Here is a 16,066-nt window from a genome sequence, read left to right as displayed (position 1 = left end):
TATAAGACTGGGTGATCCAACCCTTTCGGTGCTAAAGATCTGGATTGCCGAATACCAGGAAAGGTGCGGCTTTCTTATCCGTCCCGAGAGGATAGCTGAATTTGAATCGATCTGCGAGAGGGAGAAAGTTCCTTGCGAGGTTCTTGGCGAGGTAACTGGTGATGGTCGGTTCGTAGTCCACGACAAAGACGATAACTCAACACCGGTCAACCTTAACCTCGAAAGGGTCTTGGGGAATATATCCCAAAAGACCTTCAAGGACGAGAGGGTTCAGCAAAAAAAGGAGCCTGTCCAGTTGCCTGACGTGACCCTCATGCATGCCCTTTTTGGGGTGCTTCGCAATCTGGCGGTTGGTTCAAAACGTCATCTTACGCATAAAGTAGACCGAAGCGTGGGCGGTCTCATTGCTCAGCAACAGTGCTGCGGTCCTCTTCATCTGCCGGTCGCGGACGTAGCCGTCCTGGCCAATACTCATTTCGGACTCACAGGGACAGCGACTTCTGCTGGCGAACAGCCAATTAAGATGATCGTTGATCCCAAGGCAGGAGCCCGAATGGCTGTAGCAGAGGCCCTTACCAACATGGTTTGGGCTAAGATCAGCGGACTCAAGGACATTAAGTGCAGCGCTAACTGGATGTGGGCACCCAAGCTTCCGGGCGAGGGAGCAGCTCTATATGACGCTGCATGTGCGATGCGAGATCTGATGATCGAGCTTGGTATTGCGGTGGATGGTGGGAAAGACAGCCTTTCGATGGCAACGCTAGTGGAGGACGAGATCGTAAAGTCTCCCAGAGAGCTGGTTGTCTCCGCTTATGCCACAATGCCTGACATCACAAAAGTGGTGACGCCCGATTTCAAGGATCCTTACTCAAGCCGGATTCTCTTTATCGATCTGGCAAATGGTAAGAAGAGATTAGGCGGTTCAGTTCTCGGTCAGTGCTACGGACAGCTGGGAGACGAAAGTCCGGACATTGAAAATCCTGAACTCTTCAAGCGTGCCTTCATGGCGGTTCAAGAGCTTGTAGATAGGGATCTTATCCTTGCCGGACATGACGTTTCCGATGGCGGTCTAATTGTAGCCCTTCTTGAAATGGCCTTTGCCGGCAATTGCGGATTTGCAATCTCGTCAGACGCAACTTCGCTGGCATACTGGTTCGCTGAAGAAGCAGGTCTGGTAGTTGAATGTCCCTGGAATCCCACAGAGGTTGTCGAAGTCCTTCAGGGGTATAAAATACCATTCGATTATCTCGGATTCACGATGCCGTCCCCAAAGAACATCTCAATAAAGGACGTGAATAAGAGAGAGGTCTTCTTTGAAGCGGACATGCTAACACTAAGGGAGTGGTGGGAAGAGACGTCCTATCAGATCGAACGGATCCGGATGAATCCCAAGTGTGCCGACGAAGAGAAAAAGAACATCCGCAACCTTAAGGGTCCAAGCTACAACCTGACCTACGAGTCGTTGGCTACGCCGTCATATCTTCTTAATCGTAAAGACAAGCCAGAGGTGGCTATTCTTCGCGAAGAGGGGAGCAACGGCGATCGGGAAATGGCATCAGCTTTCGAGCTGGCAGGCTTTCGACCGTTTGATGTCAATATGAGACATCTGATCAACGGGGAAGTAAGCCTTGAGCAATTCAGGGGAATTGCCATGGTAGGCGGTTTCTCCTATGCTGATGTTCCCGAAAGCGCCAAAGGATGGGCAGCGACCATCAGGTTCAACGAAGAGTTGAGGAAGATGTTCGGCGACTTCTATGCCCGACCCGACACATTTTCTTTGGGCGTGTGCAACGGTTGCCAGCTTCAGCTCCTGCTTCAGCAGATTCCCTGGAGCGGCATACCCGATATTCGGCAGCCAAGGTTCATAAGGAATGTGTCAGGAAGCTTCGAGTCAAGATGGGTGTCGGTGAGAATATTACCTTCACCCTCAATCATGCTTCGGGGCATGGAAGACTCGACACTCGGCATATGGGTGGCGCATGGCGAAGGTCGTTCATACTGGCCGGATGATATAGTATTTAACAAGGCCAAGGACGAGAACCTTATGCCCATCCGGTATGTCGATGAAGAGAGCAACATTACCGAGGCCTATCCGATGAACCCAAATGGCTCGGTAGAGGGCATCGCTGCTGTCTGTTCCCAAGACGGACGGCACCTGGCAATGATGCCTCACCCAGAAAGGTTGTTCCTTAGGTGGCAATGGCCATATTGGCCAAAGGACTGGAAGTTTGACGCCTCTCCATGGCTTCAGATGTTCCAGAATGCCATGGAATGGTGCAGGAGCAACCATTTCTAAATGAAGGAGGTATATAGTTCTTAACAGAAACGCCACCCGTTTTGTATGCGGGTGGTTTTCTTTTATTTAATTTTTAATTGACAAATTACTCAAAATAAAGCATAAAAAGACAGTAGCTCTTATCGCTTTTATATATTAAAAAACCACCTGAAAGGAGGAACTATGGAAAAAAAGGTGGCAGTGTTATCGGTTTACCACAAGGAGGGCATTGTTGATTTTGCCAAAGCCCTCGTGGGCCTGGGTTGGAAGATTGTCGCATCTGGCGGCACAGCAAGGAAGCTTGCAGAAGCCAAAGTTCCGGTAATGGATGTATCGGACTTGGTCGGCGGGGGTGCAATCCTTGGACACAAGGTTGTCACTCTTTCGCGGGAACTGCATGCTTCTATACTTGCTGATCCCAACTCGGAAGAAGATGTGGCAGACATGGAGCGTCTCGGCCTGCCTTGGGTTGATCTTGTTTGTGTGGATATGTATCCACTCGAAGAAGAGATCGCCAAGGCAGACTGTACACTCGAGTCAGTCATCAAGCAGACGGATATCGGCGGTCCCACTATGATCAGAGCTGCGGCAAAGAGCGGGCGGATAGTCATCTGTGACCCGGCTGACCGCGAATGGATTATCCAGAAACTCAAGGAAGATGGCGACATTGATCTTGGGTATCGGAATCAGCTCGCGGCAAAGGCAGAACGGGTAGTAGCCGAGTACGTGCTGGCTTCGGCCCAATATCGTAGCAACGGCAGCTACGTTGGTTTCATCGGAGAGAAGGTTCGACAGTGTAAGTATGGGGAAAACGCCTGGCAGGCAGATGCCGCCCTTTACGGGATGGACGAATACGATCCTCTTTCACTGGAGAACTTCGAGCTCATCATGGGTACGGCTCCAAGCTACAACAACTATTGTGACTTGGACCGGCTGATCCAGGTGATAACCCACATCTATAGGGGTTTGGCGATCAACTACAACATGGAGTTACCAATTGCTGTCGCTTGTAAGCACGGCAATCCCTGTGGTGTTGCCATCGGAACTTCCGACGACGCCATCGTCACCTTACGGTCTATGATTGCTGGAGATACCCGCGCAATCCTTGGGGGCTCGGTCATCGTCAACTTTCCTATAGGTGAGGTCGAGGCTGATCTCCTGATGACCTTCCTCACGGAGAATGGTAAGCGACGGCTTCTGGATATGGTCATTGCTCCATTCTTCAGTAAGACAGCTCTGGAGACGATGAGTCGCAAGGAAGATAAGTGCAGGTGCCTGGAAAACCTAGCACTAGCAAGCGATCTTCAGCTCGCCCAGAGCCCGCGTTTCCGGCAGGTTCGAGGCGGATGTCTCCTTCAGGACAACTACACTAAGATTCTGGATCTTCGAAGGAGCGATGTCGTAAAGATCGGCGAGGCCACCTATCAGCAGGAAATGGATATGATCCTTGGCTGGGCCATTGGATCGACAAGCAACAGCAATACCATCACGCTTGTTCGTGATGGCATGCTGATCGGCAATGGTGTTGCCCAGCAAGATCGAGTTGGAGCCTGCAAGCTCGCTATAATGCGAGCGCAAGACTCTGGTCACGATACGGAAGGAGCAGTTGCTTACAGCGATAGTTTCTTCCCATTCCCGGACGGTCCTGAAGTACTGTATGAAGCTGGCATCAAGGCCATCTTCACGTCCAGTGGTTCCGTCAACGACAAGGAGGTATTCGCTGCGTGTAAGGAGTGGGGGATCATCGTGTATTCCTTGCCCGACAAGGATATTCGAGGGTTCTTCGGCCATTAACGGCCAACAACAAAGCGGATCATGATACAAACAACCAAAGGCTCGGGGGATTTTCTCTCGAGCCTTTTCCTTTAAATAAATTAAATAAATTATTTTTTTATTATAATGTTAGAAAACTATAAAAATTATAATTTAAATAAAATAGGGGAGAGATTAAGGTTTTTTAAACTTACTTTTTTATTTTATTTCTCTTAATGGGGCTTAATCGAATTAAATTAAGAATCGGCTTGAAAAAGCCGTTTTTTTATGGGAAACTTTTTTATATATATGGCAAAGGAAAAAATTATAGGCTTGCGGAGAAAGAAAGTCAGGCTTTTGTCTTACAACTCGGCTTGGAAGAAATTATACGAAAAAGAGGAAAAAATCCTTCGTTCTGTAATTGGAGAACATGTTTTAGATATTCAACATATTGGAAGTACTTCTATACCTGGTGCTAAATCAAAACCAATAATCGATATAGCTATTGGTGTAAAGACGTTAAAAGATGGAGAAAAATGTATTAAACCTTTAGAAAAGTTAGGTTGTGAATATAAACATGATGCAGGGATAAAAGGAAGACATTTTTTTGCGAAGGGGAGGGAAAAGAGCAGAACTCACTATATTCATATAGTTAAATTAAATGGGAAACTTTGGAAAAATTTTATACTTTTTAGAGATTATCTTCGAAAACACAAAAGAGCCGTTAAAGAGTATAATGAATTAAAAGAAGAGTTATCAAAAAAATATAAAGATGATCGTGATACATATACAGCCAAGAAAGACACTTTTATTAAAGAGATAATAAAGAAGGCTGAATTGTGGTTATAAATTTAAAATGGCTCAATGAAAAAATTAATTTACGTAACTGGGAACAGACATAAAATTATTTATACTCAAAGATTTTTTGATAGATATAATATTAAAATAGTTCAAAAGAAGATTAAGATTGATGAAATCCAGTCTGATTCAGTTGAAGAGATTGTTGAAGACAAAGCGAAGAAAGCTTATAAAATGCTTCATAAACCACTTATTGTGAGTGATTCCGAATGGAAGATACCAACACTAAAAGGATTCCCGGGGCCATATATGAAATATGTAAATGAATGGTTTTCTGCAGATGATTTTTTGAACTTAATGAAAGGGAAAAAGAATAAAATAATATATTTAAATCATTTAGTTTGTGCGATTGACAAAAGGGGAGTTAAAACATTTAAAAAGAGAATTAGGGGAAACTTTGTTAAGAAACCCCAAGGGAAAGGTACTCCGCTTGATAGAGTAGTTGTCTTGGGAAATAATAAATATACAATTGCAAAATGTGATAATTTAAAAATTCCTTCCGCGGAAAGGATAGATGATTGGCCTCAACTTATAAAATGGATTCGGTAAAAACAGGAAAGAAATTAAGCGAATAAAAGTATGTTAACCTCTTGACTTTTAGTTAACATATGCTAACATAAGAATATAGAGTTATCAAAAAGAAATATGGAGCTTACGCATTAATTTTTAGTTCGTAAAAATTATGGAAAACAAAAAATTTTATACAGTTAAAGAAGTGGCTGATATTTTAGGGATTAGTCGTGTTGCCGTTTTTAGAAAGGTAAAAAACGAACAAATTAAAGCAGAGAAAATCGGTCGAAATTTTGCAATTCCAAAAGAAGAATTGGGTTTTGTTCTTGAAAAAACTTTAAAAGAAGAGGATAAAAAATTAATTGATAAGGCAGTTAAGAAAACAGTAAAAGATTATGGAGAAACACTCAAACTTTTGGGTGCAGAATAAAATGGAGCTAATGCATTAATTCCTCAATTAGTTCGGAATTATGAAAAAAATTACTCTGGCTGTTGTTCGGCATATGTCTTTTAGGTTAGCAAAAGAGCTTATGACTTTTAATGAGCCGATTCCTGATTTTTCAACTCGTTTTCCAAACATCCTTGAGAGCTGTATTGCTGTACCGTTTCAAAAATTTGATAAAAAAGATGTTTATAAGGGTTTAATTCCAAAAGCCGCATTTTTGTTTTATCTGATGATCAAAGATCATCCTTTTCAAAATGGCAATAAAAGAATTGCTATGACAACCTTGTTTGTTTTTCTTTATATGAATAAAAAATGGGTTAAGGTTGATACAAAAGAGCTTTATAATTTTGCGGTTTGGGTCGCTGAAAGCCCACCAAGACTAAAAAATGAAGTTGTCAGCGCTATAGAGAAATTTCTAAAGAATTATATTGTTGATTTAAAATCCAAAAAATAGGGGAGAGATTAAAAGCTTATGAGTTTAAATAAAAAGAATAATGAATATAGAAGTTGAAATAAAAATTAAATTAAAAAATCACAAAAAAGTCAGAGAAAAACTGAGAAAATTTGGTAAGCTTGAGAAAACAATAAGGCAAGTTGATGAATATTATGTTCCGTGTCAGAGGGATTTTTTTGCAAAGAAACCAAAACCAATAGAGTGGCTTCGAATTAGAACTAATTATAATAAAAAGGGGATAAAAACTATTTTTGAATATGATAAGCATTTTGATAATAAAGATGGAAGCCAGGGTTATGCTAAAGAATACGAAACCGAAGTTTCGGATGTAAAATCATTAAGAAAAATTTTATCCTTTTTAGATTTTAAGAAAATAATAATAATTGATAAAAAAAGGGAATATTGGTATGCGGGAAAGTTTGAAATCGCTCTTGATACTGTAAAAAATCTTGGAAAATTTATTGAAATAGAAGCATATAAAGATTTTAAAAACACTAAAGAGGCGAGAGTTGGTTGTAATGAATTTGCACAAAAATTAGGTTTGAGCAAAGATTATATTAAAAATAACCACACAGCAACCGGTTACCCCGTCATTTTGATGGAGAAGATTAAAAAATAGGGGAGAGATTAACCGAATAAAAATATATGGACAAAAATAAAGAAGCCTGGCAAACAAAAGATGTTATTTTAACAAGAAATCACCAGCTTTTTATCTTTAAAGAAAATTATACCTTAGAAGAGATTAAAGAGAAAATTATAGAAAATTTTATACCTTTATGCGATGACAGAGAGTGTCAACAAGTTTGTTATCTTTATAAAAGAGATTTTGAAGGAAATCCTTGTATGCTTGCGAAGAGGGTAATGAAGAACTATATCAATATAACAGCCAATTTTGTTAAAACCGAGAATAAATATCACGTAGAAAAATATCTATTGTCTGTCTTGTCGTTGATTGAATTATTTCTCATTAATGAAAGACTTAAAACTCATCTTACAACTGACTGGGGACTTTGGTATTGGAAAGCATATCATTTAAGCACCGTAAACTATTCTTCTTTTGCTTTGCTTAACTCACTCAATGAATTTATCCAAAATTTTAATATTTTTTTTAACATAAACGAGCAAAAAAAATATTATTTATTGGTAGAGGGTAAAACCGATAAAAATTTATTTGAAAAGGTTTCATCTAAGTACGAAGTTTATTTTGATCAAGATAAGATTATCTCAATTGGTGGAGAAGATTCTGTTAAAGCGTTAAGAAGACTTAAATTTTTAGTACAGGATATCAAAGACCAAAAAAAAGGAATTTTTGTAATAGTTGATGGTTTAAATAAAGAAAAAATAAAAAAATATAAAGAACAAATTGAACCAATTATTTCAAGAGGCCATTTTAAAGTTTGGGAAAAAGAAATAGAAGATTCTCTTCCGCTAAATTCTTTATATGAAACATTAAAAGAGATAATAAAAATTCAAAATATTTGTGATTTTAAAATATTTGAAAAGACATATAAAGATCAGGGAACTTTTAAAAAAACAATCAGAAAAATTTCTTCTTTCAAAAATGCCGATGGATTGGACTATGAGAGGATTAAAAAAGGGATATCCATGCAAATTGAAAAATATTTAGATAAAGATAAAAATTGTGAATTTAAGAAAATGGTTAAAGATATTTACAAAATTCAAGAAGAAGAGATTAAGAATGATATTTTTCTAGACCCTAAAAGTATTAAAAATCCTTTTCAAATTTAATAATGAAATAATGAAATAAATAGAGAAGAGGACTACTTGACAGCTAATTTAGGCTGTTTATAATTATTATAGTATTATTCAGTTAATGTAGATTAACGGAACTAAAACATATGGAGCTACTCATTAATTCATAAAATTATGCCAATCCAGGACAAACCAATAGAAAAGCACTTCTCCGACTTTTTAGAGTATTTAGCGGTGGAAAAGGGTTTATCACAAAAGACACAAGAAAACTATCATAAGTTTCTAAAGAAGTTCTTAGTGTTTCTACGTAAAGGAAAGAAAGAAAATATAAAACCTAAGGATGTTACAGAGGATCTTATATGGCAATATAAGCTCTTCTTGAATAACTCTCCCCTACGCCCATCTACCCAGAACTATTATTTAATAGCTGTAAGGTCATTATTGGCTTATTTTAGCGATAGAAATATAAGATCTTTGGCTCCAGACAAAGTAAAACTACCCCGTGATAAAAGCGATAAAACAGTGCGATTTTTGAGCTTAGAGCAGGTAAAAAAGCTCCTGGAAGCCCCAAAATTGGCTTCTAAGGCAGGTTTACGGGATAGAGCGATATTAGAGACTCTATTTTCAACAGGACTTCGTGTAGCTGAATTAGTTGCTTTAAATCGGGAGCAGTTTAAGATAAAAGATAACACAAAAGACCTTGAAATTGGTATAATTGGAAAAGGCGGTAAAGCAAGAACTGTTTATTTTTCAGAAAGAGCCATAGAGTGGCTTGGCAAGTATTTAGAAACAAGAAGCGATAAAGAAAAAGCTCTTTTTATAAATTATCGTTCAAAAACAGAAGAAAGAAGATTATCCTCAAGGGCGGTTGAAAATATAGTTAAAAAGTATGCGCTCTTGGCGGGATTACCGATGAATACAACTCCTCATGTTATGCGACATTCTTTTGCAACAGATCTTTTAACAAAAGGAGTTGATTTAAGAGTAGTTCAGGAATTTTTGGGCCACAGAAATATTGCGACAACCCAAATTTACACCCACGTTACAAATGTAAGATTGCGTAAAATTCACAGAAAATTTCACAGTGGTGCAAATGGGGTTGACGGGGAAGATTGATATTTGGTAAAATAGCATAATATAAAAAAGAGAAAGGTCGGAGGAAGATAAATATAATAAATTTAAAAATATGGAAAACAAAGCATCAGCCATGACAATTGTTTTGGTAGTAGTCGTTGTCTTAGTACTTGGTTTGGGTGTTTGGTATTTTGGTTTTAGGAATAAAGAAGCTACGACAGACGAAACAACTCCAACAGAAGAAGTAACTCCAACCGAAGAAGTAACTCCAACAGAAGAAGTAACTCCAACAGATGTAACTCCAGTTGAGTAAAACTTAAGTACGATTGTTAATAATAAAAAAGGGAGAGCAATCTCCCTTTTTTTTGACAAAGAGAATCAACTTAGTAAAATATTATAATATAAAAATATTAGTTTAAAGGTCGTATAAACTTTATTATTGAATAGTTAAAATTATGGCCGAGAAAGAAAAACCCCTGGAGACTTTAAAAAAGAAAAACTCCAAAAGATCAAAAAAAGGAGGTTCGTGTTTATCAAAAGTTCTAATTTTATTAATTATACTTGCTTTAATTATTTTCGTTGCCTGGTATATTGTAGCAAAAAAACCATTTAGTTCTGAGACCACAGAAGAGACACCAACGTCAAAAGAGACACAATCATCAGAAGAAACTCCTCCTCCTGTTACTGCTCCAGTAAAAGAAACTAAAGGTGGAGAAACTCCCCCGCCCGTTACGACACCAGCTACTACGGGAGCAACTACAGAAACACCACCGCCCGTAAATGTTCCTGTTGGGGAATAGGGCACGAGGGTAGAACAATACAAACAGAATTTTTATTAAATAGAAAGTGTTTGGGTATAAAATTTATATAATTAAACAAAGAAAAGCAGAGGCTCTCTCCCCTGCTTTTTTAGTTCCCTACTTTTATTCGGTTAATCTTTGTAAGATTGTTAGAATATTTTTATCGTTTTTATAAAGAATTTTAGTTATTTGTTCTTGTTGATTAATTTATTTTATAGTTATTTGCCATTAGTTGCAACGTGCCTACCCTCCCCTTCTGTGTAAAGTTTCTGGACTTCTTTTGCGGTAAAGCTGGATTTATATGTTCTTAATTCGTCAATGTTTCCCTGAAACTCGTAGACTTGGTTTCCCGTACCATTGTAAGAAGACCCTATTGTTAAATAAAGTCCAGAATGCATTCCTACAGGGCTATATGTTTGGGTAGAGGTAGGGTCATCTCTTAGTTCGCCATTAACATAAAATTTTGGTCTTTCGTTAGTTTTTGCAGCAATAACAACATGGTTCCATTTGTTACTTGAAAGATTTGGATCTTGAGAAGAATATGCATGTCCTCCTGTACCAATAGCTCTGGCGTAATAATATAATCGATTACTTTGAATAAAAAAATGTTTATCCGAGTGGCAACAATAACCATAAGCTTCTGTTATGATTTGTTGTCTCGTTGTGCTGTTTGATTTTATCCAAGCTTCAATGGTAATTTCTGAAGAAGGATTAAAAATTGGATTTGCCGGAATAATTAATTTACTTTCGTCTGCGCTAAAATTTAATGCTTCATCTAATTTACCATCTACCCAAGTTGCATTTGTAATTGTTCCTGTGATATCGTTTCCACTTGAATCTTTTACTGTGGTTCCAGAGCCTTCATTGAATTTCCATTCAGAAGTAAGGTCTACTGATGAAGTGGATTTAATATTCTGAGAAAACTGCATTCCTTTGGATTCTCTTGCTCTTTGGCGTAAATCTACTACAGAAGCTATTACAACTCCTGCAAGAATTGCTATTATTGCGATTACTACAAGTAACTCTAACAATGTAAATGATTTTTGATTATTATTCATTATTTTGAAGAAAGATGTCTTGGTAGACTTTTTGCGTAAAGTTGTTGGACTTCTTTTGCGGTTAAAGCACGATTATAAATACGAACTTCGTCAATATAACCATTATAATAATTATCACAAGTACTACCTGAACAAATTCTTCCAAGCCACCAATAACCAATCGAAGAAGATAAAGTAATGTTTTTTGTCTCAAGAAGGTCACCATCTAAATATGATTTTATTGTTTGCCCCGAAGCTGTATAACCTACCAAATGCCAATTATTATCATGGGAGTTTCCTAACTGAAAAGTTGTAAATGGACTATAAAAAGCCCAATAGTTTTTAAAAAGTCTTCTTGACCAACCGTTTGATTGAAAAAAAATATAATCACTATTATTATGTTTTACCCAAAGAAAAACTGATTCGTTTGATCCTGAAAGAGTAAGACTTGGAGTGTTTGGAATTTGAATATAGTCATTTCCGTTAAATTCTAAACATTCTCTTGTAATGCCTCTAGGGTTTTGTGGATCACCATAAATTCTTCCATGATTTCCATTACCACTTGTATCTTGGGCATAAAAAATCCCAGATCCAATAGGATTTTCTTTAATAGTATTTGAGTCAAAAGTCCACTCTCCTACAAGTTCATTGGAAAGAGTAGTACGTATATTCTGGGAAAATTGAAGTCCCTTAGCTTGTTTTGCCCTTTCTCTTGAATCAGAGACCGCAACCATTACAATTCCTGCTAAGATTGCTATTATTGCGATGACTACAAGAAGCTCTAACAATGTAAATGATTTTTGGTTATCTTGTTTCATTTTTTGAAGTAAGGTGTCTTGGCAAACTTTCTGCGTAAAGATTTTTAATTTGTTTTGCAGTTAAGGCACTGCCATAAATACGAACTTCGTCAATTTTACCTAAGAAGAATCTTGATAAAACTTGATCAGAGCCAATTCTTAGGGGTCTGTCTGTTACAAAAATACTGCTAATTGTTGTGTTTTTTTCATCTTTTAATTCTCCATTTACATAGATAGTCATTTTTGAACCATTATATACTCCTACCACATGTTGCCATTTATTTAATTCTCCTGGTGCCTCAACATGATCCCTTAATGTAGAACCGTTAGAACTTATCCAAAACTGAATTGTGCCTTGCCCTAAATATTTTGAATAGCCTTCGTCCACAATAAGTTGATATGCTCTTTTATTATCTGATTGAGAATATTTTGCAACTATTGCTCTATAATATGTTAGTGTTGGTGGGGTTGGATAAATCCACGCCTCGATTGTTATTTCTTTGCTTAAATCTAGTTCATTAGAATCCCCACAATCAACATAACCATTATTACCATAAAATTGAAGTGCTCCTTTTATTTTTCCATCTGTCCATGTAGGACAGGGTGATGTCGGAGGATTTGTGCATTGGGTAGAGAGATTAAATAATCTGCCCTCATTTCCTTCGTCACTTGTATCTTTTGCTACAACTCCAATCCCTTCATCAAAATTCCACTCTCCTACAAGATCATTTGAGAGAGTGGTTCTAATGTTCTGTGAAAATTGCATTCCTTTGGATTCTTTGGCTCTTTGGCGTAAATCCACTACAGAAGCTATTACAACTCCTGCTAGGATTGCTATTATTGCGATGACTACAAGAAGCTCTAACAATGTAAACGATTTTTGGGATTCTTTATTCATTATTTTGAAGAAATATGTCTTAGTAAACTTTCTGCGTAAAGATGTTTAATTTGTTTTGCAGTAAGCGCTCTTTTGTAGATGCGAACTTCGTCGATGAAGCCAAATAAAGGATAAATAGAACCACCGCCAATTATTTGATTGCTTGTATACATCGTTTTAGTGCCCGATCCTGTTATATCTATACCATAAGAAGGTTCATTCCCATCGATAAAAAGTTTTGTTGTTTTTATTGAATCATCATAAGTTGCTACCACATAATGCCATTGGTCTTCATTTATAACTGTAGATGCTCTTTTGTGAGATATTGTTGTTTCATTATCAAATCTTGCATAAAGTTTTCCATTAGAAAGGCGAATAGTATTATAATTAGCACCTCCTCTGTCAATTATCCTTGAATGAGATGCAACCTTATTATCTTTAACGTAAATCCAGGCTGAAAGAGTTTGGTCTTTTATATTTAAAGAATCTTTATTACCACAATCTACATAATCATCAGTCCCATCAAAATCCAAAGCTCCTCTGACTTTACCATCTTCAGTCCAGGTAGCACCATTCACTGTTCCATTATTCCCTTCTTCACTTGAATCTTTCCCCGGATTAGCTTCTTCATCAAACGTCCACTCTCCTACAAGTTCATTTGAGAGAGTAGTACGTATATTCTGGGAAAACTGCATTCCTTTGGATTCTTTGGCTCTTTGGCGTAAGTCTACTACAGAAGCTATTACAACTCCTGCAAGGATTGCTATTATTGCAATTACTACAAGAAGCTCAAGGAGAGTGAAAGATTTTTGGTTATCTTGTTTCATTATTTTGAAGTAAGGTGTCTTGGTAAACTTTCTGCGTAAAGATGTTTAATTTGTTTTGCAGTTAAGGCACTGCCATAAATACGAACTTCGTCAATACTACCTCTAAAGAAATTAGTTGTGTTCCCATAACCCCCTACTCTTACAGTAGCTGCTGTGTCTGTTTCCATTGGCTCAACACTAAGAACAGGAGAACCAGCAAACTCACCATTTATATAAAATGCGGCTTTATTATCTGATGTAGTGTAAACAACAACTACATGGTACCATTTATTGGGAGAGTTTATGCTTCCTGTTGAAGTTACGCTAATATCAGCTGTATTGTCCGCTCTCCTCATATAAAAATATAATCTATTATAAGAGCTAAGAAGAAAAATCCAGGGAAACCATTTCGAAGCAATACTGTGGGTTCGGCCAAGAACCGCAGGATTAATCCATGCTTCTATTGTCATGTTACTACCTGCAACATTTAATGAATTTTTATTTCCAAAACTAACATAATCATAAGTACCATCGGTTCCTCCATCAAGCGTCAGTGCTCCCCTTACTTTTCCTTGATCAGTCCATACTGGATTATTAACGAGCGTTCCATTGTTTTCTTCCCCACTTGTATCCTTTGTGCTAATTCCACTTCCTTCGTCAAATTTCCACTCTGCCACAAGTTCGTTTGAGAGAGTGGTTCTGATGTTTTGAGAAAATTGGAGTCCTTTGACTTGTTTTGCTCTTTCTCTTGAATCAGATACTGCAGTTATTATTATACCTGCTAAAATTGCAATTACTGCGATTACAACGAGAAGCTCAAGGAGAGTAAATCCTTTTAAATAATCTTTTTTATCTAGCAAGGCAAAAGATCTTTGAGATTGTTTTTTTCTTTTTGACTTTAGAAAATATTTTTGAAAAAACATTTAAGTTGCTATTTGACTTTTGTTTTTAATCTATTAAAATTTAAACACAAAATTCTCTAAGGGAGGTGATGGGATGAAGCGCTTTATGATTCCGCGCGTTGCACATTGCAGCGGCGGATGCAGTACCTAGCCCTTGAGCCGGGCATATAATAGGCTCATCCGTTCATGCCCCGGCTTATTTTAGTCGGGGCTCTTATTTTATTTTTATTCCTGACTTTTCTTCAAGAGTTTTTATTGCTTCTTTTTGGACTTCTTTTTGGAGATTTTCTAATTGTTTTTTTGTTTCTTTTTGAACAAGACTTCTGTAGTAATAAAAAGAAACCTGGGTTGATTTCCCTATTGTGCCAAGAGGGTTGCTTGAAAAAATCTGCCAAGATTGTTTAACGCTTTTTTGTGAGAAGATTGTTTTCCAACCAGGGATTAAAATTAAAGCAATAATTAAAATTACTCCAAGAATACTTTCAATCCATCTTTTTGGACTTAGTAAGCTAAAAGGAAACATATTTTTTAATCATAACGAGGGTAAATAAATGTAGCGTATTTATATGGGTCGCTAGGAGTGTTATACCAACTTTTAGGAATTGTTCTGATAGAATAAGTTTCTGTTGCTGCATAATTATATTCAGATATACGAATTGAGCCATTACTATATACATTTTCAACAATCGCAACATGACCATATTCACCAAAGTTCCAAGAAGCAATTGCTCCTCTTTGAGCTATATGTCCAGTCTTGTAACCCAAATTACTAGCAATCCATGGCCAATTTTTAGCGTTTCTTTGTCCTAAATAATCCTTCATACTTTTTTCTCCAAATTTGTCTCCCCAGGAAAACCACTTCCATGCTGCATAGCTAGTACATTGACATGCAGGAAACTTCCATGGATCGTCATATCCGCATTGTCCGGCGTATGGATAACCACCTCCTCCACCAATAATTAAGTCAATAGACTGTCTAGCAAGGCTGCGCATTTTATCATCTATTACGCTTTTCCCTTCTTTGATTTTTTCCAACGTGCTTTCATATCCTGCTTCATTGGCTTGAGCCGAACTCAAAAGTTCGTTTTGTTTTGCTTGTTGCTTTGCAAGGGTATTTCTTTGAGAAACTAAACTGTTCCTGTTTATTTCAAGAACTTCTTTTCTATTTGCTAATTCTTTCTTCTTTTTATTAAGTGTTTTTTTGTCTTTTTTAAGTTGCGCTACAATATTTGAAATCCTCTCTTGTATGCTTCCTACATAAAAAACTTCATCAAAAAATCCAGAGATACTCTTTTGCGCTAAAATTATAGTTATTATATTTTCTTTATCGTATTCATAAAAATTCTTTACAGCTGTTTTTACAACAGCTTTATTTTTTGCCATTCTTTTCTCAATTGTTTTTATTTCTGAAAAAAGTTTATTTATCTCATATTCAAGATTTGCAATCTCTGAATTAAGAGAATAAATACTGGCATTTTTTTCGCTAATTGAACTTGCAAGGTTATCAACTCTATTTTGAAATTTTGCTGCTTTTGCTGCTGCTTCTTGTTCTTTTTCCTGCGTTTCTGTTTCACAAGCTTCCAGTCTGTTTAAAAGATTTATTAAACAATTTACATCTGCTCCACATTTTTCATATTCTTTCATTAATTGGGATATTTCTTGTGAGCTGCAACTGGCTTGGGAAAGATTAACTTTAAAAATTAAAGACGCTCCAATTAGAATTGGCAGGATAATGAGAATATATTTTAGCTTTAATCTCATATAAT

General features: G+C 37.1%; 18 protein-coding genes. 11 read left to right on the top strand and 7 right to left on the bottom strand.

The genetic code is table 11. The features are described from left to right. The 11 genes from purL to PHI88_01030 form a co-directional block, all read left to right on the top strand. Positions 1 to 2,296, top strand: a 2,296-nt coding sequence (gene purL / locus PHI88_01080; GenBank protein MDD5551743.1) for a phosphoribosylformylglycinamidine synthase, incomplete at its 5' end; no start/stop codon positions are given. A gap of 162 nt (positions 2,297 to 2,458) precedes the next feature. Further along, the gene (locus PHI88_01075; GenBank protein ID MDD5551742.1) at positions 2,459 to 4,069 is read left to right on the top strand and encodes a hypothetical protein; all 1,611 of its coding nucleotides are present in this window, start codon (positions 2,459 to 2,461) and stop codon (positions 4,067 to 4,069) included. 267 nt (positions 4,070 to 4,336) lie between these two features. Then, entirely contained in the window at positions 4,337 to 4,876 is a 540-nt protein-coding gene (locus PHI88_01070; GenBank protein ID MDD5551741.1) for a GrpB family protein, read from the top strand. A 15-nt stretch (positions 4,877 to 4,891) separates the two neighbouring features. Further along, positions 4,892 to 5,434 (top strand): non-canonical purine NTP pyrophosphatase, encoded by a 543-nt coding sequence (locus tag PHI88_01065; GenBank protein ID MDD5551740.1) that lies wholly within the window; start codon positions 4,892 to 4,894, stop codon positions 5,432 to 5,434. Positions 5,435 to 5,567: 133 nt separating this feature from the next. Continuing rightward, entirely contained in the window at positions 5,568 to 5,825 is a 258-nt protein-coding gene (locus tag PHI88_01060; protein ID MDD5551739.1) for a helix-turn-helix domain-containing protein, read from the top strand. 40 nt (positions 5,826 to 5,865) lie between these two features. Then, positions 5,866 to 6,294, top strand: a complete 429-nt coding sequence (locus PHI88_01055; GenBank protein MDD5551738.1) for a type II toxin-antitoxin system death-on-curing family toxin — start codon at positions 5,866 to 5,868, stop codon at positions 6,292 to 6,294. 40 nt (positions 6,295 to 6,334) lie between these two features. After that, on the top strand, positions 6,335 to 6,913 hold the full coding sequence (gene cyaB, locus PHI88_01050) for a class IV adenylate cyclase (protein ID MDD5551737.1): 579 nt from the start codon (positions 6,335 to 6,337) through the stop codon (positions 6,911 to 6,913). 26 nt (positions 6,914 to 6,939) lie between these two features. Continuing rightward, positions 6,940 to 8,043, top strand: coding sequence for a hypothetical protein (locus PHI88_01045; GenBank protein MDD5551736.1), 1,104 nt, complete (start codon positions 6,940 to 6,942; stop codon positions 8,041 to 8,043). Positions 8,044 to 8,181: 138 nt separating this feature from the next. Next, entirely contained in the window at positions 8,182 to 9,123 is a 942-nt protein-coding gene (locus PHI88_01040; GenBank protein MDD5551735.1) for a tyrosine-type recombinase/integrase, read from the top strand. A gap of 70 nt (positions 9,124 to 9,193) precedes the next feature. Beyond that, complete coding sequence (locus PHI88_01035; protein MDD5551734.1) at positions 9,194 to 9,394, top strand: hypothetical protein; 201 nt, start codon at positions 9,194 to 9,196, stop codon at positions 9,392 to 9,394. 142 nt (positions 9,395 to 9,536) lie between these two features. Next, positions 9,537 to 9,881, top strand: coding sequence for a hypothetical protein (locus tag PHI88_01030; GenBank protein ID MDD5551733.1), 345 nt, complete (start codon positions 9,537 to 9,539; stop codon positions 9,879 to 9,881). A 218-nt stretch (positions 9,882 to 10,099) separates the two neighbouring features. Here PHI88_01030 and PHI88_01025 read toward each other — a convergent pair whose 3' ends face one another. The 7 genes from PHI88_01025 to PHI88_00995 form a co-directional block, all read right to left on the bottom strand. Further along, on the bottom strand, positions 10,100 to 10,939 hold the full coding sequence (locus PHI88_01025) for a prepilin-type N-terminal cleavage/methylation domain-containing protein (GenBank protein MDD5551732.1): 840 nt from the start codon (positions 10,937 to 10,939) through the stop codon (positions 10,100 to 10,102). Next, positions 10,939 to 11,736, bottom strand: a complete 798-nt coding sequence (locus PHI88_01020) for a LamG domain-containing protein (protein ID MDD5551731.1) — start codon at positions 11,734 to 11,736, stop codon at positions 10,939 to 10,941. The genes PHI88_01025 and PHI88_01020 overlap by 1 nt, the downstream gene beginning before the upstream one ends. Then, the gene (locus PHI88_01015) at positions 11,723 to 12,613 is read right to left on the bottom strand and encodes a prepilin-type N-terminal cleavage/methylation domain-containing protein (GenBank protein MDD5551730.1); all 891 of its coding nucleotides are present in this window, start codon (positions 12,611 to 12,613) and stop codon (positions 11,723 to 11,725) included. Before PHI88_01015 ends, PHI88_01020 begins: the two co-directional genes overlap by 14 nt. Then, positions 12,613 to 13,419, bottom strand: a complete 807-nt coding sequence (locus PHI88_01010; GenBank protein MDD5551729.1) for a prepilin-type N-terminal cleavage/methylation domain-containing protein — start codon at positions 13,417 to 13,419, stop codon at positions 12,613 to 12,615. The genes PHI88_01015 and PHI88_01010 overlap by 1 nt, the downstream gene beginning before the upstream one ends. Further along, positions 13,419 to 14,321 (bottom strand): prepilin-type N-terminal cleavage/methylation domain-containing protein, encoded by a 903-nt coding sequence (locus PHI88_01005; protein MDD5551728.1) that lies wholly within the window; start codon positions 14,319 to 14,321, stop codon positions 13,419 to 13,421. The genes PHI88_01010 and PHI88_01005 overlap by 1 nt, the downstream gene beginning before the upstream one ends. Positions 14,322 to 14,514: 193 nt before the next feature. Continuing rightward, complete coding sequence (locus PHI88_01000; GenBank protein ID MDD5551727.1) at positions 14,515 to 14,823, bottom strand: hypothetical protein; 309 nt, start codon at positions 14,821 to 14,823, stop codon at positions 14,515 to 14,517. Between the two features lie 5 nt (positions 14,824 to 14,828). Continuing rightward, entirely contained in the window at positions 14,829 to 16,061 is a 1,233-nt protein-coding gene (locus PHI88_00995; protein MDD5551726.1) for a CHAP domain-containing protein, read from the bottom strand. Positions 16,062 to 16,066: the final 5 nt, after the last annotated feature.

The organism is Candidatus Paceibacterota bacterium (assembly GCA_028716825.1).
Lineage (GTDB): Bacteria > Patescibacteriota > Minisyncoccia > Minisyncoccales.
This window is presented reverse-complemented; position numbering and strand designations above follow the sequence as displayed.